At 71.0% G+C, this 21,219-nt stretch carries 12 protein-coding genes; 4 read left to right on the top strand and 8 right to left on the bottom strand.

The genetic code is table 11. From position 1 onward, the window contains the following. Positions 1-331: 331 nt before the first annotated feature. From ACFYP5_RS00985 to ACFYP5_RS01000, 4 genes are all read left to right on the top strand, one after another. A complete protein-coding gene (locus tag ACFYP5_RS00985; protein WP_389028829.1) occupies positions 332-1,024 on the top strand; it encodes a spermidine synthase in 693 nt (230 codons plus the stop codon). 236 nt (positions 1,025-1,260) lie between these two features. Next, positions 1,261-1,998, top strand: a complete 738-nt coding sequence (locus tag ACFYP5_RS00990; RefSeq protein WP_389028831.1) for a response regulator transcription factor — start codon at positions 1,261-1,263, stop codon at positions 1,996-1,998. Beyond that, positions 1,995-3,071, top strand: coding sequence for an ATP-binding protein (locus tag ACFYP5_RS00995; RefSeq protein ID WP_389028834.1), 1,077 nt, complete (start codon positions 1,995-1,997; stop codon positions 3,069-3,071). The genes ACFYP5_RS00990 and ACFYP5_RS00995 overlap by 4 nt, the downstream gene beginning before the upstream one ends. A gap of 259 nt (positions 3,072-3,330) precedes the next feature. Further along, complete coding sequence (locus ACFYP5_RS01000) at positions 3,331-7,161, top strand: multifunctional oxoglutarate decarboxylase/oxoglutarate dehydrogenase thiamine pyrophosphate-binding subunit/dihydrolipoyllysine-residue succinyltransferase subunit (RefSeq protein ID WP_389028837.1); 3,831 nt, start codon at positions 3,331-3,333, stop codon at positions 7,159-7,161. A gap of 83 nt (positions 7,162-7,244) precedes the next feature. Here the strand turns inward: ACFYP5_RS01000 and fxsT (ACFYP5_RS01005) are convergent, their stop codons facing one another. From fxsT (ACFYP5_RS01005) to ACFYP5_RS01040, 8 genes are all read right to left on the bottom strand, one after another. Continuing rightward, positions 7,245-10,751: an FxSxx-COOH system tetratricopeptide repeat protein gene (gene fxsT, locus ACFYP5_RS01005; RefSeq protein WP_389028840.1), complete on the bottom strand. Its 3,507-nt coding sequence runs from the start codon at positions 10,749-10,751 to the stop codon at positions 7,245-7,247. Further along, complete coding sequence (locus tag ACFYP5_RS01010) at positions 10,741-12,042, bottom strand: CHAT domain-containing protein (protein WP_389028842.1); 1,302 nt, start codon at positions 12,040-12,042, stop codon at positions 10,741-10,743. The genes fxsT (ACFYP5_RS01005) and ACFYP5_RS01010 overlap by 11 nt, the downstream gene beginning before the upstream one ends. Next, the gene (locus ACFYP5_RS01015) at positions 12,032-13,936 is read right to left on the bottom strand and encodes a hypothetical protein (protein ID WP_389028845.1); all 1,905 of its coding nucleotides are present in this window, start codon (positions 13,934-13,936) and stop codon (positions 12,032-12,034) included. The genes ACFYP5_RS01010 and ACFYP5_RS01015 overlap by 11 nt, the downstream gene beginning before the upstream one ends. Before the next feature lie 7 nt (positions 13,937-13,943). Further along, a complete protein-coding gene (locus ACFYP5_RS01020) occupies positions 13,944-14,906 on the bottom strand; it encodes an AAA family ATPase (protein WP_389028848.1) in 963 nt (320 codons plus the stop codon). Continuing rightward, positions 14,903-15,304 carry a CU044_2847 family protein gene (locus tag ACFYP5_RS01025; protein ID WP_389028850.1) on the bottom strand — a complete coding sequence of 134 codons (402 nt, stop codon included), beginning with the start codon at positions 15,302-15,304 and terminating at the stop codon, positions 14,903-14,905. The genes ACFYP5_RS01020 and ACFYP5_RS01025 overlap by 4 nt, the downstream gene beginning before the upstream one ends. A gap of 97 nt (positions 15,305-15,401) precedes the next feature. Continuing rightward, positions 15,402-18,395 (bottom strand): FxSxx-COOH system tetratricopeptide repeat protein, encoded by a 2,994-nt coding sequence (gene fxsT, locus ACFYP5_RS01030; RefSeq protein WP_389028853.1) that lies wholly within the window; start codon positions 18,393-18,395, stop codon positions 15,402-15,404. Positions 18,396-18,487: 92 nt separating this feature from the next. Further along, on the bottom strand, positions 18,488-19,876 hold the full coding sequence (locus tag ACFYP5_RS01035; protein WP_389028856.1) for an aKG-HExxH-type peptide beta-hydroxylase: 1,389 nt from the start codon (positions 19,874-19,876) through the stop codon (positions 18,488-18,490). After that, complete coding sequence (locus tag ACFYP5_RS01040) at positions 19,873-21,090, bottom strand: FxsB family cyclophane-forming radical SAM/SPASM peptide maturase (RefSeq protein WP_389028860.1); 1,218 nt, start codon at positions 21,088-21,090, stop codon at positions 19,873-19,875. Before ACFYP5_RS01040 ends, ACFYP5_RS01035 begins: the two co-directional genes overlap by 4 nt. Positions 21,091-21,219 lie beyond the last annotated feature (129 nt).

A 21,219-nucleotide genomic window follows, 5' to 3' on the forward strand; every position in this document is an offset into this window, starting at 1 on the left:
ACCTGTACGGCAGCATTCCGCGGGGCGCCGCCATTCCCGGCGCCTCCGGCCCGGACCCGCCGGTCGCCCTGCACGCCGAACCGACCGGGGCAAGTCCGGCCGCCGCCCCGGCCGTCGGGACCGCTCCCGACGCCCCGTCCGCCCAGATCGAAGGCGTCGGCATCCGCCTTCCACCTAACCGCCGGGGTCCGCGCGCCGGTGGGACAGCGGCGGGCAGGCCACCTGCCCTTCGACTCCTCGCGCCCCACCCGGATCCACCGATTCTGACCCCACCCGCACCTTCTGACGAGGATGGTGGGATTCCATCCGCCGCCTACCGGAGACCGAGGACATGCCGACCGCCGACCGCCGCACCGCTCACATCTCCGTCACAGTCGACCGCCGCGAGGGACCGTACGGGGAGGTCGTCCTGCGGGAGCGGGGGGACGACTTCGAGATCATCGCCAATGGGTGCTTTCTGATGGACACCGCGGACGGGCGCTCCGAACGGCTGCTGATCGACGCCGCGCTCGCCGCGCTGCCCGCCGGACGGACGGACCCGGCCGTACTCGTCGGAGGGCTCGGGGTCGGCTTCTCGCTGGCGCATGCCGCCGCCGAGCCGCGCTGGGGGCGAATCGCGGTGGTCGAGCGGGAGCAGGCGATCATCGACTGGCACCTGGACGGGCCGCTGGCCCGGATCTCCGCCGCGGCACTCGCCGATCCGCGGACGGCGATCCTGGCGACGGACCTCGTCACATATCTGCGTACGACTACGGACCGTTACGACGCGTTGTGTCTGGACATCGACAACGGCCCGGACTGGACCGTCACCGAGGACAACGGAAGTCTCTACTCCGCTTCCGGTCTGGCGGACTGCCGGGAACGGCTCGCCCCGGGTGGGGTGCTCGCGGTGTGGTCCGCGCGACCGTCCGCCGCCTTCGAACAGGCTCTGAAGAATGCCGGATTCATCGGGGTACGGACGGAAGAGGTGCGCGTTGCCCAAGGTGTGCCCGACGTGGTTCATCTCGCACTTCGGGACGGCTGAGGTCCCCCCGCCGGGTATCCGGGGCCCCCGGACGCCCGGGGGCCAAGCGGCACAAGACAGACACTCCGCCGCCTGCTTGCGTCCAACCCGTTCCCGTGCCGTTACACCCTGCGTAGCCGGGAGCAGCCTGCTGGCTTTACGCTGCTGAGCGGCAAACGGGATCACCCACGAAATTCACAAGCGAAGACCGTGCGTCCGGGGGAATGACCCCCGCGAGAACGGGCAGGGGCGGGGCGATGGAACAGACACACACCACCCACAACGGTGTCGCGGCCACCCCGGGCGCGCAGCGCCGGGTGCTGGTGGTCGAGGACGACCCGACGATCGTCGACGCCATTTCCGCACGCCTGCGGGCCGAAGGCTTTCTGGTGCAGACCGCGCTCGACGGCCCCGCAGCCGTCGACGCGGCCGAGGCCTGGCAGCCCGACCTGATGGTGCTCGACATCATGCTTCCGGGCTTCGACGGCCTGGAGGTCTGCCGCCGGGTTCAGGCGGCGCGGCCGGTGCCGGTGCTGATGCTGACCGCCCGGGACGACGAGACCGACATGCTGGTCGGCCTCGGTGTCGGAGCCGACGACTACATGACCAAGCCGTTCTCCATGCGTGAACTGGCGGCCCGGGTGCATGTCCTGCTGCGCCGGGTCGAGCGCGCCGCGCTGGCCGCGGTGACGCCGCGCAGCGGCATCCTCCGCCTCGGCGAGCTGGAGATCGATCACGCCCAGCGCCGGGTCCGGGTGCGCGCGGAGGACGTCCACCTGACGCCCACCGAGTTCGACCTGCTGGTCTGCCTGGCCAACACACCGCGCGCGGTGCTCTCCCGGGAGCAGCTGCTGGCGGAGGTCTGGGACTGGGCGGACGCCTCCGGCACCCGTACCGTCGACAGCCACATCAAGGCCCTGCGCCGGAAGATCGGTGCGGAGCGGATCCGTACCGTGCACGGTGTCGGTTACGCCCTGGAGACCCCGGCGCCATGACCCGGCCCGGCTCCGGACTGCGCCCTTTCTCGATCAAGGCCAAGCTGGGCACGCTGGTCGTGGTCTCGGTGTTCATCACGACCGGGCTGCTGATGGTGGCGGTGCGCACCAGGACCGAGCTGCGGTTCATCACGGTGTTCTCGGTGATCGCGACGCTGCTGATCACCCAGTTCGTGGCCCACGGGCTGACGGCGCCGCTGGACGAGATGACGAGAGTCGCCCGGTCGATCTCACAGGGCGACTACACCCGACGGGTGCGGGGCGCGGGCCGGCGGGACGAGCTCGGTGATCTGGCCCAGACGATCAACCTCATGGCGGACGATCTGGAAGCCGTGGACCTGCACCGCAAGGAGCTGGTGGCCAATGTCTCGCATGAGCTGCGCACGCCCATCGCGGCTTTGAGAGCCGTCCTCGAGAACGTCGTGGACGGGGTCTCCGCCGCTGATCCGGAGACCATGCGCACGGCGCTGAAACAGACGGAACGGCTCGGCAGGCTGGTGGAGACGCTGCTGGACCTGTCCCGGCTGGACAACGGGGTGGTCACCCTCAAGGCCCGCCGTTTCGAGGTGTGGCCGTATCTCTCGGGCGTGCTGAAGGAAGCGAACCTCGCCGCCTCGCACCGCCGGCTGTCCTCCGGCTCCGGGAACCACACCCGCACGGACGTACATCTGCATCTGGACGTGTCGCCGCCCGAGCTGACCGCGCACGCGGACGCGGAGCGGCTCCACCAGGTGGTGGCCAATCTGATCGACAACGCGGTCAAGCACAGCCCGCCGCACGGCCGGGTCACGGTGCGGGCACGACGCGGCGCGCTGCCGGAGTCGCTGGATCTCGAGGTCCTGGACGAGGGTCCTGGCATCCCGGAGTCCGAGCGCCACCGGGTCTTCGAGCGTTTCAACCGCGGCAAGGTGGCGTCCCCGCACGGTCCGGGCAGTGACGGCGGTACGGGCCTGGGCCTGGCGATCGCCCGCTGGGCCGTGGATCTGCACGGCGGTCGCATCGGGGTGGCCGAATCGACTCGCGGATGCCGGATCCAGGTCACCCTTCCGGGGATCTCTCAACCACGCAGTTGACGCGGGGCCCGAACCGGAAGGGCACGTTCTACGCATCGTCCCACTAGGGGATATGGTCCACGTGGCCGTAGCCACGGCCACGCGTACCCGGAGTGAAGCGGAACCACGCTTGTTTCCCGCCATTCCCAGCGCCGAAACCCGCTCTTTGATGTGACTTGCACGACGAAGACCGGCCCGGTCTGCATGGAACGGTCAAGGAGGCGTAGCCTTGATTTCCGCTGTCCATCACCTTGTGAAGCGGAAGAGGGCGGTTGCCGCCGTGTCGTCTCAGTCCCCCAGTAACTCGAGCATCTCGACCGACCAAGCCAGCCCGGGTGCGAACCCGGCTGCCGCTTTCGGCCCCAATGAGTGGCTCGTCGACGAGATCTACCAGCAGTACCTCCAGGATCCCAATTCGGTCGATCGCGCCTGGTGGGACTTCTTCGCCGACTACAAGCCGGGTACGTCCGGCACGGCGGACAAGCCCGTTCCCGGCGCCGCAGCCGCGGGGGCTGCGGTAACTCCGGCCCCGGCTGCCACCGCACCGGCGCAGACCGACCACGCCGCTCCTGCGCAGCCCGTGGCCCAGGCTCCGGCTCCGGCCGCCGCACCCGCCGCTCCGGCGGCGCCCGCGGTCGCCGCACCCGCTGCCCCGGCCGCTCCGGCGAAGGCCGCGCCCGCGGCACCCGCCGCGCCGGCCGCGAAGGCCCCTGCCAAGGCGGCCCCGGCCACCGCGGCGGCCGAAGGCCCCGAGTACGTGACGCTGCGCGGTCCGTCCGCCGCCGTTGCGAAGAACATGAACGCCTCGCTGGAGCTGCCGACGGCCACGTCCGTCCGCGCCGTTCCGGTGAAGCTGCTCTTCGACAACCGCATCGTCATCAACAACCACCTCAAGCGCGCCCGCGGCGGGAAGATCTCCTTCACGCACCTCATCGGGTACGCGATGGTGCAGGCCCTCAAGGCCATGCCGTCGATGAACTACTCCTTCGCGGAGAAGGACGGCAAGCCGACGCTGGTCAAGCCGGAGCACGTCAACCTCGGTCTGGCCATCGACCTGGTGAAGCCGAACGGCGACCGCCAGCTGGTCGTCGCGGCCATCAAGAAGGCCGAGACGCTCAACTTCTTCGAGTTCTGGCAGGCGTACGAGGACATCGTCCGCCGCGCCCGCATCGGCAAGCTCGGCATGGACGACTTCACCGGAGTCACCGCCTCGCTGACCAACCCCGGCGGCATCGGCACCGTCCACTCGGTGCCCCGCCTGATGCCCGGTCAGGGCCTCATCATGGGTGTCGGCGCGATGGACTACCCGGCGGAGTTCCAGGGCACCTCCCAGGACACCCTGAACAAGCTGGGCATCTCGAAGGTCATGACCCTGACCTCGACGTACGACCACCGGGTCATCCAGGGCGCCGCCTCCGGCGAGTTCCTGCGGATCCTGGCCCAGCTGCTGCTCGGCGAGAACGAGTTCTACGACGAGATCTTCAAGGCGCTCCGCATCCCCTACGAGCCGGTCCGCTGGCTCAAGGACATCGACGCCTCGCACGACGACGACGTCACCAAGGCCGCGCGGGTCTTCGAGCTGATCCACTCCTACCGGGTCCGCGGTCACGTGATGGCCGACACCGACCCCCTGGAGTACCGCCAGCGCAAGCACCCCGACCTGGACATCACCGAGCACGGCCTCACCCTGTGGGACCTGGAGCGGGACTTCGCGGTCGGCGGTTTCGCCGGCAAGACGCTGATGAAGCTCCGCGACATCCTCGGTGTGCTGCGTGAGTCGTACTGCCGCACCACCGGCATCGAGTTCATGCACATCCAGGACCCGAAGCAGCGCAAGTGGCTCCAGGACCGGGTGGAGCGTCCGCGCCCGAAGCCGGAGCGCGAGGAGCAGCTGCGGATCCTGCGCCGCCTCAACGCCGCCGAGGCGTTCGAGACGTTCCTGCAGACCAAGTACGTCGGCCAGAAGCGGTTCTCGCTGGAGGGCGGCGAGTCCGTCATCCCGCTGCTCGACGCCGTCATCGACTCCGCAGCCGAGGCCCGCCTCGACGAGGTCGTCATCGGCATGGCCCACCGCGGCCGGCTGAACGTCCTGGCGAACATCGTCGGCAAGTCGTACGCGCAGATCTTCCGGGAGTTCGAGGGCAACCTCGACCCGCGGTCGATGCACGGCTCCGGCGACGTGAAGTACCACCTGGGCGCCGAAGGCACCTTCACCGGTCTGGACGGCGAGCAGATCAAGGTCTCGCTGGCCGCCAACCCCTCGCACCTGGAGGCGGTCGACCCGGTCCTGGAGGGCATCGCCCGCGCCAAGCAGGACATCATCAACAAGGGCGGCACGGACTTCACCGTCCTGCCCGTCGCGCTCCACGGCGACGCGGCCTTCGCGGGCCAGGGCGTCGTCGCCGAGACGCTCAACATGTCGCAGCTGCGTGGATACCGCACCGGTGGCACCGTGCACGTGGTGATCAACAACCAGGTCGGCTTCACCGCCGCCCCGGAGTCCTCGCGTTCCTCGATGTACGCCACCGACGTGGCGCGCATGATCGAGGCGCCGATCATCCATGTCAACGGCGACGACCCCGAGGCCGTCGTCCGGGTGGCCCGTCTCGCCTTCGAGTTCCGCCAGGCGTTCAACAAGGACGTCGTGATCGACCTCATCTGCTACCGCCGCCGCGGTCACAACGAGGGCGACAACCCGGAGTTCACCAACCCGCAGATGTACACCCTGATCGACAAGAAGCGCTCGGTGCGCAAGCTGTACACCGAGTCGCTCATCGGTCGCGGCGACATCACGCTGGAAGAGGCCGAGCAGGCGCTCCAGGACTTCCAGGGCCAGCTGGAGAAGGTCTTCGCGGAGGTCCGCGAAGCCACCTCGGCTCCGGCTCAGACCCATGTCCCGGACGCGCGGCCCGAGTTCCCGGTCGCCGTCACCACCGCGGTCTCCCAGGAGGTCGTGAAGCGGATCGCCGAGTCGCAGGTCAACATCCCGGAGCGGATCACGGTCCACCCGCGCCTGATGCCGCAGATGCAGCGCCGTGCCGCCTCGGTGGAGAACGGCACGATCGACTGGGGCATGGGCGAGACCCTGGCCATCGGTTCGCTGCTGATGGAGGGCACTCCGGTCCGGCTCGCCGGCCAGGACACCCGCCGCGGCACCTTCGGTCAGCGTCACGCGGTCCTCGTCGACCAGGTGACCGGCGAGGACTACACCCCGCTGCTCTACCTCTCCGACGACCAGGCCCGTTACAACGTCTACGACTCGCTGCTCTCCGAGTACGCGGCGATGGGCTTCGAGTACGGCTACTCGCTGGCCCGCCCGGAGTCGCTGGTCATCTGGGAGGCCCAGTTCGGTGACTTCGTCAACGGCGCGCAGACCGTCGTCGACGAGTTCATCTCCTCGGCCGAGCAGAAGTGGGGCCAGACCTCCGGCGTCACGCTGCTCCTGCCGCACGGCTACGAGGGCCAGGGCCCGGACCACTCGTCCGCCCGCCCGGAGCGCTTCCTCCAGATGTGCGCGCAGGACAACATGACGGTCGCCATGCCGACGCTCCCGTCGAACTACTTCCACCTCCTGCGGTGGCAGGTGCACAACCCGCACCACAAGCCGCTGATCGTCTTCACCCCGAAGTCGATGCTCCGTCTCAAGGCGGCGGCGTCGAAGGCGGAGGAGTTCACCACCGGCGGCTTCCGCCCGGTGATCGGCGACGACTCGGTCGACCCGAACTCGGTCCGCAAGGTCGTCTTCTGCGCCGGCAAGGTCTACTACGACCTGGAGGCCGAGCGCGAGAAGCGCGGTGTCACGGACACGGCGATCATCCGTCTGGAGCGCCTGTACCCGCTGCCGGGTGCCGAGCTCCAGGCCGAGATCGCCAAGTACCCGAACGCCGAGAAGTACCTGTGGGCCCAGGAGGAGCCGGCCAACCAGGGCGCCTGGCCGTTCATCGCCCTGAACCTGATCGACCACCTGGACCTGGCCGTCGGCGCCGACGTCCCGCACGGTGAGCGCCTGCGCCGCATCTCGCGGCCGCACGGCTCGTCCCCGGCGGTCGGCTCGGCCAAGCGGCACCAGGCGGAGCAGGCTCAGCTGGTCGCCGAGGTCTTCGAGGCCTGATCAGCGGCTGTACGAACCGGAGGGCCCGGCCCCGCGAGTGATCGCGGGACCGGGCCCTCCGGCGTGTGCGGGGTGAGCGGGTCTCAGATGATCATCGGCTCGAAGTCCCAGAACGGGCGGTTCCCGGCACCTGCCGCCGAGTCGCCCGACCGGCAGGCCACGGTCAGCGGGTGGTCCGGGCCGAGGACGGCGGTGGCTCTCGGACCGGTCTCCCGGGCCAGTTCTCGCGCGGCTGTCGCCCGACCGCTCCGCATCCGTACGAGCCGCGCGTTCAGCGAGCACCCGATCGTCCACGGATGGTTCGCCCCGACCGCTTCGGCCATCAGGGTGCGGGCCCGCTCGATCTCGTAGCTCGCGGCCTGCCGGTCGCCGAGGTCCCACCGCATCAGGGCCAGATTGCCCTCCACACCGATGGTGTACGGATGGCTCTCGCCGAGCATCCGCCGGTAGCCCGCCACCACCAGCTCGTGCAGCAGCAGCGCCTGCCGGGGTTCGCCCGCCTGCCGTTCCGCGCAGGCGACGCTCGCGGTGATCAGGAGGGTGAGCGGGTCGTGCTCCCCGAGCAGGCGCAGACAGCGTTCCCTGGTCCCGGTCAGGGACGGCAGAGCCGCCGTGGGTCCCTGCTGGGCGTGCTGACAGAGCGCCAGGTTGAACTGGGCACGCAGCGTCTGCGGGTTGTTGCCGCCCATCCACCGCAGATGGCGCCGGACCGTGGCGTCCAGTGCGGCCCCCGCCTCCCGGTAGCGGCCCAGCAGGCGCAGGTCGATGGCGAGGTTGATCTCCGAGTACATCGTGGCGGACGCGTTCGCCGGCAGTACGGACCGGCGCAGTTCCAGGGTGCGCATGTCCTGCGCCAGGGCCTCCGCGTACCGCCCGAGGAGCCTCAGCGAGACGGCGAGGTTGTTCTCCGCGTTGAGCGTTCGGGGGTCCTCCTGGCCCAGAACCTGACGATCGCGGTCCCTGATGGAGACGGAGAGATCCAGCGCCTCCTGGTAGCGGCCGAGCGCCCGCAGGTCGGCGGCGAGTCCGCCCGCCGCGCGCAGATGCTCCAGGTCCAGTTCGCCGCGCTCGGCCCCCAGGGAGTCGGCGGTCGCGCGCTCCACCTGTTCGCTGGCGCGGTAGTCGCCGGTGGCACGCAGCAGATTGGCGTAGTGATGGCGGAGGTCCCAGATGCGCGGGTGAGCGGGGCCCAGCAGGGCCTGCCAGGAGGCCATGGCCGGTGCAGCGAACCTGACTCCGCTGCCGTACTCTCCCGAAAGGTACATGTAGCGAAGGCAGTTGAGGACCAGCTGCTGCACCAGCGGATCGGTGCTCTCCAGGACCCCCGCCCACTTCAGATGCGGCGTGAGTGCCGCATAGGCGGGCCACAGGCGGGTGTCGGCGGGGAGCCCGGGATCAGCGGTGGCCAGGGCGTGCCGGGCGGCGTCGCGGTAGACCGCCGATGCGTCGTCGGGGATGCCTCCGCGTACCAACTGGTGGACCATGCGGTGGATCTGGAGGGCTTCGCCGTTCCCCGCCCCCTCGGCGGTCGGCGACGGGTCGGTCTCCAGGCGGACGGCCGAGTGACGCAGCAGACGACGCAGCGCACGGTCGCGGCGGTCTTCGTCCGCGAGCGGGCCGGGCATGCTGATGCCGTTCAGCAGGCGTACAGGCAGGGAGCCGGGCGCGAAGAAGGTGCAGAGCCGGAGCAGGTCGATGGCTTCCGGATCCGTCTCGTTGAGCCTGTTCAGCTGGATCGACCAGCCGGTCCAGAAGGCGAGCGGGTAGTCGGCGGAGATCTTGACCGCGTCCTGGTCGGTGCCGCGTTCCAGGAGTTCGATGTACTGGTCGACGGACATGTCGGAGTCGTTGAGCCAGCCCGCCGTCTGGTCGAGCAGCAACGGGAGGTCCTCCAGCACATCGGCCAGCCGGTCGGCCCCGGCGAAGGTCAGCCGGGGTGCCCGGTTCCGTACGAAGGCGAGCGACTCCGCCCGGGTGTAGACCGGGACCTCGACGAGGGCGCTGCCCTGGTCGCGCCACTCCGGGTTGCGCGATGTGATCAGCACATGTCCCGGGCCGGTGGGCACCAGGTCCTGCACCTGGTCGGGTTCGTCGGCACCGTCCAGGACCAGCAGCCAGCGGCTGTACGGGTCGCCGTGCCGCAGCGCGTGCTGCACCGCCCGCAGCCGTTCGCCGTACTCCGGTCCCGTCGAGAGACGCAGCTCCGGCGCGAGCTGTCCGAGCTGCCTCCGGAGCACGGCGCGGCGGTCGGCGGGGACCCACCACACGACGTCGTACTCGGAGCCGAACCGGTATACGTACTCCGCGGCCAGCTGCGTCTTGCCGACGCCGGACATACCGTGCAGAGTCACGACGCCCGCACCGGGGCCGGCACCCCGAAGGGAGCGGTGGGCGCTGCCGAGCAGCTCCTCGCGGCCGGTGAACCGGGTGTTGCGGCGCGGTACGCCACCCCACACCTCGGGGGCGTCGAGCGGGAACCGCGGACCCGCGGCCGTCGCATCGACCTCGGGCAGCGGGTCGGCGGGGAGACCGAGACGGGCGAGCAGCCGCCGTTCGGCCTCGTCGGCGCCGACGTCGGTCAGGTCGGCCGCCCCGAAGACCGACGTGGCAGCGGGCAGTGCGGAGGTGGTGACGGTGACAGCGGCGAAGCGGTCCGGATCGGGGACGACGACCTCGCGCAGCGCCCGGTTCCACTCGTCGTGGCTGCGCGTACCGAGCTGGAAGTACCAGTCGCTGAGGACGACGAGCACCCGGCCACGCGCCGGGGTCAGGTCCCGCAGGCTCTCCTCCAGCGGCACCTCGACCGGTGGGTCCCAGCGCTGCTGGACGACCGTCACTCCGCGCCGCTCCAGTCGGTCCCCGATCCACGCCGCCCAGGCCTGGTTGAAACCGGCGAAGCTGATGGTGACGGCCTCTGCATCGGGTGGGAGCGCCTTGTCCGAAGCGTCCCCGGCCAGAGCGGGGTCCTCCGGTTCCGAGGGCTGCGCGCGAGCACCGCGCTCTTCCGTGCGGCGGCCCAGGCCGGTGTACCTCTCCAGGAACGCGCGCAGCAGTCCGGTCCTGCGGTGCGGCGCGCCCGCTGTGGTGTCGGGCTCGGTCCAGTCCCCCACCGGGAGCTCCCCGGCCCGCCGGGCGACGGGGGCGGGCCCTCCGGGTCCCCCCGGTACGTGTCCGCGGACCGGCCTGGGCGACGCCCCGCCCGGCCCGGCCGATTCCCTGATGCGGCAGGGGAGTTCGGCCTTGCGGACCGGCGTCCCCCATTGGTTGGAAATGGTGAGCCGCAGCGTCGCGGGACCGGTGGCCGCGCCCGCCGTCACGATGAACCGCGCCGGGCCGTACGTACCACCGAATCGGTGCAGTACGACGCCGGGGTCGTCGAGCACCTCACAGACGAAGTACGGGGCACCGTCGAGCGAGACGCTGAAGGCCAGTTCCTCCTCCTCGTACGGCCAGGCCTCGCTGTCCTCCTCGTTCCGGGCGTTGAGCGGGCCACGTAGGTCGACGCTGACGTAATGGACCAGTCCGGCCTCCACCTCACGCAGCCAGCCGACGACCGGCTCGATCAGCAGGGGTCGCTCGTCACTGCTCATGGTGCGCCCCCTCCCACGCGTTCGGGCCGTGCTCGTACCGGCCGGTGAGGCGCAGCGTGCTGAGCGGATGCCCGTAGTACTGGAACATCAGGCTGTAGAGCAGACGCAGGGCACTTTCCTGTCCGCTCCTGTCGAGCCGGCCGTCGTCCCGGACCAGGAGCGGGAGCCCACCGGCGGCGTGGAATTCTTCGAGGGCCCCGGCGCGGAAGGCGCGCAGCGCGCGGGCCACCGGGCGGGTGGGGTCCTCGGTCACCGTCTCGACGAGCTGCCGGATCAGCTCGCGTGCCTCGCTGTCGCCGACCTTTCCCGCGGTGACGATGCAGCCGCCCGCCCCCTTACCGAGGAAGATCTCGGTGAAGCCCCGCAGGTACTGTCTGCCGTCGCCGTCGTAGTCGAGGAAGCGCCCGGAGTGGCAGGCGTTGAGACAGACCAGCGAGCCGTCCCTGCGCAGCAGGGTCATCTCGTGGTCGCTGTACTCGGCCCAGGTCACATCGGCGAGGGTGAGTTTGCTGAGCTGTTCGGCGAAAGTTCCGTGGCAGCCCATGTAGACCAGACCGGTCGGCTCGGCGGTGTGTTCGTTCAGGCTGCGCAGGAAGCCGACGATGCCGGAGTGCGGCCTGTGGTCGTACCCGTGGAAGACCTTCATGTCGGAGCGCATGTCCTGGTGGAAGTAGCCGAGCACACCACCGGTCGGGGCGGCCACCTCCGTCGGGAAGTCGTCCCGGCCCTCGACCACGTCGAGCCAGCGTGTCATGTCGACGAGCGCCCCCAGCAGCCCGCCGGGAAGCCCGGTCTGCGGGGTGGTGGGCAGGGTCAGCGCCTCCCAGGGCAGGTCGAAGCCGGTCTGGTCGAGGATCACCACCTGGAGTTCTTCACCGTGGACTTCCCGGCACCGGTTGATCCAGGTGGTCAGCGGGTTCTGGTTCCGGGACCAGCGGCGGATGGACCGGAGCAGCTCGGACGGCGGTTCCCCGCCCTGGCGGGCGTTGCTGAGGCTGATCGCCTGTGGCCGCCGCTGGCTCTCGCCCGATGTGTACGGGAGCTTCGGAACGCCGGGGCACCATGCCTCGAAGCCGAAGGCCTCCGGCCCGCCGGGCGGCGCGTGGTGACGCCTCACCCTGATGCGTGCGTACGTCGTGGCCGGGGACTGCTTGGCATGCGCCGGCATCGCGCCGAGCCCCAGCGGGTGCCCCGTCCGCGCCCCGTCAGGTACCGGCGTCCGCGGCGCAGGCAGCACCTGCCCCGCCAGCCGGCTGAGGCGCCGGATCGCGCCTGACGGCTCATTGAACACGGATCACCGCCTCGTCCTTCGGCCGCACCGCGACGACGCTTCCGTGGAGGGCGTCGGCGAGGTCCGCAGGCAGTCCCGTGTACGGCTGACGGCCCGGGTCGACGACCACGCAGTGCAGCTGGGTCCGGCCCAAGGAGCCGATCCGGCCGGCGGCGGCCAGCGCGTCCTCGATCCCGGCTCGCCCCACGGCGCCTCCGTCCTGCCGACCGCGGTGGGAGGCGGCCAGCGGCACATTGCCCCGACCGTCGGTGACCACCACCAGCAGCGCTTCGACGAGTCCGGCACGGTGGTGCTGGAATGCGCGGCGCAGGGCGTGTCCGGCCTGGTCGAGGCCGTGGGCGAGAGGGGTTGCGCGGCCGGGCCGTCGGGCCAGTGCGACGGCGATGCGCGGGTCGCGGGTGGAGCGGGCGGCGAAGGAGTCGGCCCGCAGTTCGTGCGCTGCGCCCAGGCCGCCGACTTCAACGATGTGGACGGACGCCCGGGTGACGTAAGCCCACTGCAGGAAGGGGTCGAACACTTCGTGCCAGTCCCAGTCGTCGTGACAGGTGTGGTCGACCACGAGGGTGAGCATCCGTACGGGTTCGGGCGCCCTGGCATAGCCCCGCAGATCCTGGGGGGCTATCACCAACCGGTCCTGTTCGCCGCGTACCGCCCGGTACTTGGCCGCTTCCATCGCCGTACGGACCGGGGCGAGGTCCCAGAGGTCGCGGGCGCGCCGCACCCCGACGACGGCGCCGCGGGCGACCCGGGTCCCGGCGGTGCGCCGGGTGGGGGTGTGCAGAGCGGTGCCTTCAGGCCGCGGGCCGACGGTGTCCTCCGGGTAGGGAAGAGAGCCGGGCGTCCGGTCACCCGTTACCGGGACCGGTCCGATGGGTACGGCGGGGCCCGAATCGTGGACCGGCACCGCCTGCGGACTGTGCCCGCCCTGGGCCGGGTGGTGCCCGGGTGACGGATGGTCCCGCCGAGGCTGCGGAGCATCGGGAACGGCCGGGCCGGGCGCCACCTCGGGCGCGGCAGCCGGGCGATGAACGGTGATGAGGCGGATCAGGCGGGCCGCCCGCTCCACGTGGTTGGCGGTGACCTGGACACCGGAGGCGGCCCCGCGGCCGGCGGTGCCCTCTTCGGCATCGTCCAGCCGGGCAAGGGCGCGGGCGATACGGGCCAGGGCGAGCGGTCTGCGGAGCCCGGTGTCGTCCCGGTCGTCCAGGAGTTCCAGCACCCGCGGGGCGACCTCGGCGCGGAGTCGGGCGGGCGGTCCGGGGGCGGCCCGCCCGAGTACTGCGGCCCAGGAGGCGGGGAGCGGGCCGAGAGGGTCGGTGCCCGGGCGCAGCTGCATGTCCGGGACGGCGAGGCGTACCGGGAAACGGTCCAGGAGATGCGGCGAGATCAGCTCGACGTCCTCGGTACGGCAGACGGCCAGCCAGCGGGCGCGGGGTCGCCATCGGCACCGCAGTCCGGACTGCTCGACCGTGGCCGTGTCGGCTCCGAGGAGCTGAACGGCGGCGCGCATCCCGGGCACGCTGAGCCGAGCCAGATCGGGCACGACGACGAGCGAGGGGCCGGTTCGGGCGTCGACGAGCGGCCCGGGTTCAACGGTGAATTCGATGCCGTGGGCGCCTCGGCGGACTCGGGGCCGTAACCACAGGTCCTCGTCGACGGTGGCCGCGTTGAGCGTCGTGCGGTCCACGCCGGCGCCCGGCGGCTGTCCGGCGGCCCGACCGAGCAGCTCCGAGAACACCGCGGTGACGGCGGTGAGGTGTTCCGGTGCCAGGTCGAAGAGCAGCACACCGGACAATCCCGGTTCGAGCGCGGCACAGACGAGTGCGGTGAGCAGCCTCGCGCTCGGATCGTCGTGGTCCGCGAAGTCCGTGTTCTGCGTCGGCCGGGTGGGCATCGACGCCTCAGGAGAACAGGTCGGTCACGGCGGCGTTCTCGTCCGGCCCCCAGTCGAACGCCGAACCGTGGGCGGGTTCGGGTCTGCGGTGGCGCAGGGCGAGCGGGAGCACCTGGCGCACGTGTTCCGGCGCCACCCGGTCCGCCGCTTCCCTGGCCGCCAGCGCCCGGGCAGCTTTGGCCACGAGGAGGTCGCCGCGCTGTCCTACGGCGCCCGTACGGGTGGCCGCCTCGGCGCAGAGTCTGCTCACGCTCTCGTTCAAGCGGACGCGAGGCAGCCGTTCACGCGCGGCGAGCAGGTGGTCGCGCAGCCGGTCGTTCTCCTCCTCGGCTGCCCGGATCCACGCCGAGTTCTCGGTTTCGAGTTCCTCCTCGAAGGTGAGCACGGCGGTGATCACTCTGTGGCGGTCCTCGATGTCCAGCTCGGCTGCCGTCACCATCAGGCCGAAACGGTCCAGCAGCTGGGCGCGCAGGCTGCCCTCCTCCGGATTCATGGTGCCGACGAGTCCGAAAGAGACATGGGTGGCGGTGTCGATGCCCTCCCGTTGGACGGACAGGACGCCCGTGGAGACCACATCCAGGATGATGTTGACGATGTGGTCGTCGAGAAGATTGACCTCGTCGACGTACAGCAGCCCTTTCTCATGGGCCTCTTCGAGCAGCCCTGCCTGCTTCTTCGCCTCACCGTGCATCAGGGCGTCCAGCTCCCAGCCGCCCAGCACCCGGTCGTCGGTCGCGTTGATCGGCAGGGTGACGGGAAGTTGGCCGCCGGACATCAGCGCGAAGGCCCGTACGACAGTGGACTTGGCCGTGCCACGCTGCCCGGCGATGAGGACGCCGCCGATTCCCGGGGCGATGAAATTGAGCTCCAGGGCGAGCTTCAGCTCGTCCTGCCCGACGATGCGGCTGTACGGGAGGATGGGAACTGGCTCCGACGGGGGCGGGGCGGCGGGTGAGGACGCCCCGCTCATGACGGGCTCACGACCGTGGTGGCCTGCTCCTCGCGGCCCGGCTGCCAGCGGAAGGTGACCTGGATCTGCGCCTCCGCCCCCGCCTTCACCACAGCCGCCATGCCGGCCTCGAAAGTGATGCCGACCTGGAGTTCTACTTCGTCGGGCCGCAGCCCATGCCCCAGGTCCCCCAAGCGACGCATGGCCTGGGCGGCGCAACGGCGCGCGAGGTCGAGGCCCTCCCCGTACAGATCACCGGCTGCGCCGAGAGCACGCCGGGCCGCACCGGCGCCGTCGCGGGTCTCCCGGTCGTCGTACAGCGAGTCGACGTCGTCGGTCGGGGTCCCGGGCCTGGTGTACGCCTCGGCGTCGACGACGACCGGTATCGGACCGTCCTCCCCGGACGCCACAGAACCCACGATGACCACCATTCGCTCCCCCTCCGCGCGGCAATCGGCCTTTCCCGCAAGGCTACTGACGGCATCTCAGCTTCTATGGAACTTTCCGGGAAGCAGATCAAATGATCTGCGGCTCGAAGTCCCAGAACGGACGGGTCCGGGAGCGCGCCGAGACCGTGTGGACGTGCTGTGCTCCCAAGGTCGTCACGAGGTCGCCCAACGCCTCGGTCTCGATCTTCTCGGCCCGCTGCCTGTCCCGGACCCCGCGCAGGTCCGCCGCATGGGCGATGCGGGCCGAGAGTGTCAGCGGGTGGGTGCGGCCGAGGACCTCGGTGGCGCGGCTGATAGTGGCCTCCATCAGCGAGGCGGCGGATTCGGGGTCGCCGACCAGATTGCGCAGTGCCGACGCGTTGACCGCGCAGCCCAGCGTCCAGGGGTGGTTCTCGCCCACGGCCTGGGTCATGTCGGCGAGCGCTTCCTCGATGAGAACGTGGGCGTGTTCCCGCTCGCCCACGTTGCGCAGGATGAGCGCATGGTTGGCGCGGGTGCCCGCCACGTAGGGATGGACCTCGCCGAGCATGTCGGCGTAGCCGCTCACAACTTTCTCGCTTATGTCCCTGGCCTGGTCGATGTCCGCGTGCTCGCGGGCGAAACAGCTCTGGCTGGCCGCGAACATCATCGTCAGGGGATCGCCCTCGCCGAGCACGCGTTCGCTGCGCTCCAGCACACGGGTGAACAGCTCGCGGGCCTTGCTGCGGTCGCCCGACCGGTAGTGGCACAGCGCGAGGTTGTGCTCGGCGCGCAGTGTCTGCGGGTTGTCGGCGCCCAGCACGAGCCGGTGCACGCGGGCGCTCTGTGTCTGGAGCGACTCGGCCTCGGCGTAGCGGCCGAGCAGGCGCAGGTCGGTGGCGTAGTTGATCTCTGAGTACAGCGTCCAGTTGTGACGCGGGCGCAGCAGCTGACGCCTCGACTCCAGGGTGCGCCGGTTCAGTTCGAGGGATTCCTCGTACCGACCGAGCAGCCGCAGCGAGATGGCCAGGTTGTTCTGCGCGCTGAGCGTCCGCGAGTCCTGTTCGCCAAGGAGTTCCCGGTAGGCGGCCAGGATCCAGCCGGAGATCTCCAACGCCTCGTCGTACCGGCCGAGACCCCGCAGGTCGGCGGCGAGACCACCGGCCGCGCGCAGATGTTCCAGGTCCCGTTCGCCGCGCTCGGCGCGCAGATGGTCGACGGCGGCCCGTTCGATGGCCTCCGTGCCCCCGTAGTCACCGACCGCGCGCAGCAGGTTGGCGTAGTTGTAGCTCAGGTCCCAGACCCTGGGGTGGTTCTCGCCGAGGAGTTCGCGCCAGGCCTTCATGGCGCGGGCACCGAGTTTGATCCCGGCCCGGTACTCCCCCGAGAGGTACATGTAACGCAGGCAGTTGAGCACCAGGGTGTGGACCGCCGGATCGGTGCTCAGAAGGACGTCAGCCCATTTCAGGTGAGGCGTGATCTCGGCGTAGGCAGGCCACTGGCGGGTGTCCGTGGGGCGGCCGGGGTCCGCGGCGGCAAGGGCTCGGCGGACCACACCGATGAATTCCTGGCGGTCCCGCTCCGGCATGTCCTTGCTGACGATCTGGTGGACCATGCGGTGCAGGTAGAGAGATTCTCCGGAGGACGGCTCGTCGATGATCGACTCGTGGGACTCCAGGCGGACGACCGAGTACTGCCGGAGCTGGCCGATCGCCTTGTTCCACAGCAGCGGGTCGTTCATCAGGCCGGACAGCTGCTCGGGAAGCTCTCCGGCCGGCATCTCCTTCAGAAGCCGTACGGGGATGGAGCCGGGAGCGAAGAACGTGCACAGGCGCAGCAGGTCGACGGACTCGGGGACGGTGTCCTTGAGTTTGTTCAGCAGTATCGACCAGGCGGTCTGGAAGGCCAGCGGGAAGTCCGCGGAGACCTTGACGACGTCCTGGTCGATGCCGCCTTCGAGGAGCTCGATGTACTCGTCCACGGACATGTCGGAGTCGTTGAGCCACCCCGCCGTCTGGTCGAGCAGCAGGGGGAGGTCCTCCAATGCGTCGGCGAGCAGGTCGGACTCGGTCTGGGTCAGCCGGGGGGCACGGCGGCGGATGAAGGCGACCGATTCCTCGCGGCTGTAGACCGGCACCTCGACGAGGTTGCTGTTGTGCTCGCCCCACTCCGGGTTGCGTGAGGTGATCAGGACGTGTCCGGGGCCGGTGGGCACCAGGTCCCAGATCTGTTCCGGCTCGTCGGCGCCGTCCAGGACCAACAGCCAGTGGGAGTGGGGGGCGCCGCGGCGCAGCGAGTCGCGGACAGCACGCAGCCGCTCGCCGTACTCGGCGCCGGTGGACAGGCCCAGTTCCGGGGCGAGTTCGGCGAGTTTCTGGCGGTAGAGTGCGCGGCGGTCGGCGGGGACCCACCACACGACGTCGTACTCGGAGCCGAACCGGTATACGTACTCCGCGGCCAGCTGCGTCTTGCCGACGCCGGACATGCCGTGCAGGGTGACGACGCCCGCGCCGGAGCCGGCGTCCTGGAGGGCTCGGTAGGCGCTGCTGAGCAGTTCCTCACGGCCGGTGAACCGGGTGTTGCGGCGCGGCACGCCGCCCCATACCTCGGGAGTGTCGGACGGGAACCGCGGTCCCGGCCTGGCCACCGCGGCCTCGGACGGCGGCTCGGCGGGGAGTCCGAGGCGGGCCAGCAGCCGCCGTTCGGCCTCGTCGGCGCCGACGTTGGTCAGGTCGGCCGCCCCGAAGACGGAGGTGGCGCCGGGCAGCGCCGACGTGGTGACGGAGACGGCGACGAAGCGGTCCGGATCGGGGGCGACGACTTCGCGCAGCGCTCTGTTCCACTCGTCGTGGCTGCGCGGGCCGAGTTGGAAGTACCAGTCGCTGAGGATCACCAGCACCAGGCCGCGGGCCAGAGTCAGGTCCCGCAGGCTCTCCTCCAGCGGCACGTCCACCGGTGGGTCCCAGCGCTGCTGGACGACCGTCACTCCGCGCCGCTCCAGACGGTCCCCGATCCACGCCGCCCACGCCCGGTTGAATCCGGCGAAACTGATGGTGACGGTCTGCACCCCGGTTGCTCCAACTTGCTTACGCGTTCCGGGCATTCAACCGTCTCCCTGCCTCGATTCGAGCCTTCTCAACATACACCGGGGCCCCTTTGACGATCAGGTGGTCGCGGCGTCGGTCACGTGCTTGCTCACGCCCGTCGTGAGCCGTTCCTCTGCTGCCATATCACGCGCGCGGTGCTCACATACGCCCGTGCACGCGCCAGATGCCCCGTGGGGGGCGGACAATCGGCCAGACGGTCGTAGAGGGTGATCATCTCGTTGACCAGCACCCTTCCCTCGGTGGTCAGCGCCCCCGAACCAGCCAGTACGGGCAGTACTGCTCCTACTTGTTCCCGGCAGCGGGCGTGTTCGGCCCAGGCGAGATCGCGGTGGGTGACGCGCTCCGCGCCGCGTGCGAAGCGCTGCCAGTAGTCGGAGAGCGCCATGTGCGAGTAGGCGCCCTGGAGCAGCCCGTCGAACGGCCGGGGGTCGGAGCGCCAGGGTGCGAAGTGCCGGGGAGTGGCGTCCTCGTGGTGCAGCCGTACGACGGCGCCGATCGCGGCCAGCTTGGTGTGCTGCAGTTCGTGCACGAGGGTCGAGGCGAAGTACGCAGGAGTGGCCGGCTTGCTGCTGAGGACCGCGCCGAAGGCCTCGCGCCTGGTGCCACTGCAGTGCGCCGCGCCCTGGCCGGTGGGGCCCGATCCGGGCGTCGGGCCAAGTGGCACCAGGCAGCGCAGCAGCACGGCCGCCTCGGTCACGCGGTGTGCGCCGCCGATGCGGAGCAGCGGTTCGACGCCGGACCAGGACTCCGTCCACGCCTTGCGTTCGCTGTCGTCGATGTGGACGGCGCCGCTCAGTCCGTGGCGTTCCAGACCGCTGCCGGCGGTGCGGTACGGGTCGAGATCGTCCAGCGGGACGGGGCCGGCGCCGGGCAGTACGGCGGGCAGGGACAGCGCGGTCAGCCATCGTGGGTCGGGGGAGCTCGTGGTGCCGTCGGCGTGCGCGTGCACGACGAGGGGCTTCTCCGGGCGGTGGCGTAACGTCAACTCGCTGCCGGTGGACGTGATGTCGATCCGGCCGTCGGGCATCCGCACGGCCCCCAGAGCCGGCAGCGACAGCAGTCCGCCGCGCGCGGTGAGCCGGGCCGTGAAAGCCAGCCGTGCGCGGATCGCCGCCGCCGCGGCGAGCGCACCCAGGTGGTCGAGGTCCGCGTGAAGTTGGGGGGTGGGGGCGGTGGCGGTCAGGCCCCGCAGACAGCTCTGCGCCCACGGGCCCACCAGAGGGTGCAGCAGCACCGCGCGCACGGCGGTCCGGTCCGCGCGTTCGGCGGCTTCGAGCAGCGCCCAGTCCTGGTGCAGCCGGGCGAGCCGGTCCGGTGGGCAGACGGTCACGGGGGCCGCCCCGGCTGCGTCGAGGAGGGCCCGCAGCAGGACGAGGCGGCGGGTGTCCTGATCGCGTACGAGCAGGCCGAGGTCGTCGGCGTCGCCTTCGGTACGGCCGAAGGCGCGGAGCGCGCGGTCCGGGAGTGGGGGGCTCATGGGTGGTCTCCTGCGGTTGCGGCGGCAAGTCGGTCCGCCACATGGCGGACGAGCCGGTCGAGGTCGGCGCAGTAGACGGACGGGTTGGTGAAACCGTTCTCTGCGCGGTAGCGGTGGGCATAGTGGCCGCCGCCGCAGACGGCCAGCAGCGGGCAGGCACGGCAGGCGGCGGCGAGTGCGTCGGCACCTGCCTGCCGGGCGGCGACGCCGGGGTGGCGCAGGGCTTCGTCGAAGCTGTGGCGGAAGATGTCGAGTCCGGTGGCGGCAGCCGTGTCGTAGGCGGACTTCAGGGAGTCGACCTGTTCGATCGCGCCGTCGGTCTCGACGACGACGGCGTTGACCGGGTCGAGGCCCAGGGATTCGGTGGCGGCGGGCAGGCCGAGCAGCAGGGCGAGGCACTCCTCGAAGAGCCGAACCCGGGTCTCCCGCCGGCCGGCCGGCCACCAGCGGTCGAAGACGGTGCACAGCCAGTCGCCGTACGGGGTGGGGCGCGCCGGTCCCGGTCCGGCGCCCGGTGTCCCGGGGTCGGCTATGCCCGGCGGCGGAGTGGTCCAGTTGCCGTGCGGCAGCAGGAGGTCCAGGGCCGGTGGGCGAAGGGTGAGCAGCGACTCGTACATCTCGACGGGGTCGGTCCGCGGGTCGACGACGGTGAGGATGCCCGCGTACGCGTCTGGGTGCCGATCGGCGAGGAGCCGGGCACCACGGGAGGCGGCGGGCCAGGAGGGGCGGCCCGCGTGGTCGGTGCGGAGGGTGTTGTGCCGGGCGAGACCGCCGTCGAGGCTGATCCCGATGCGAATGCCGTGCCGGGCGAGGGTGGCGACGCCGGCGTCGGTGAGCAGGGTGGCGTTGGTCTGCACGGTGGTGTGGAGAGTGCAGCCGCCGGCCATCCGCTCGCGCACCCGGTCGGCGAAGGCGCCCAGCCTCCCTGCGCCCGCGAGCAGGGGTTCGCCGCCGTGGAGGACCAGGGCCACGCTACGCAGGGCATGCGTCGTCGCGTGTTCGGCGATCCGGCCCGCGGTACGGTCCAGGACGGCCGGTGCGGCGGCGGCCGGGCGGCCGCGCCACGTCCGGTCGGGGCCCTCGTACAGGTAGCAGTAGCGGCAGGCGAGATTGCAGCGACCGTGGACCTTGACGATGAACTGGCCGAAGGGGACGGCTGGCCGCGCGGCGGCATCCGGGCCTGCGGCCGCGCCTGGCGGCGTCCGTCGGGACACTTCGGCACCCCCGTGCTGTCCGTCTGCCGAGTCGTCCCCCGCTGTCGGGAACGCTCCCTCCACCGGTCCGGGGCGCGTCTCCGCGGCCTGCCGCCCGGGCAGACCCGTCCCGGGCCGTGCCGCTCCGTT

The sequence above is a fragment of the Streptomyces sp. NPDC005262 genome (assembly GCF_042872425.1).
Taxonomy (GTDB): domain Bacteria; phylum Actinomycetota; class Actinomycetes; order Streptomycetales; family Streptomycetaceae; genus Streptomyces.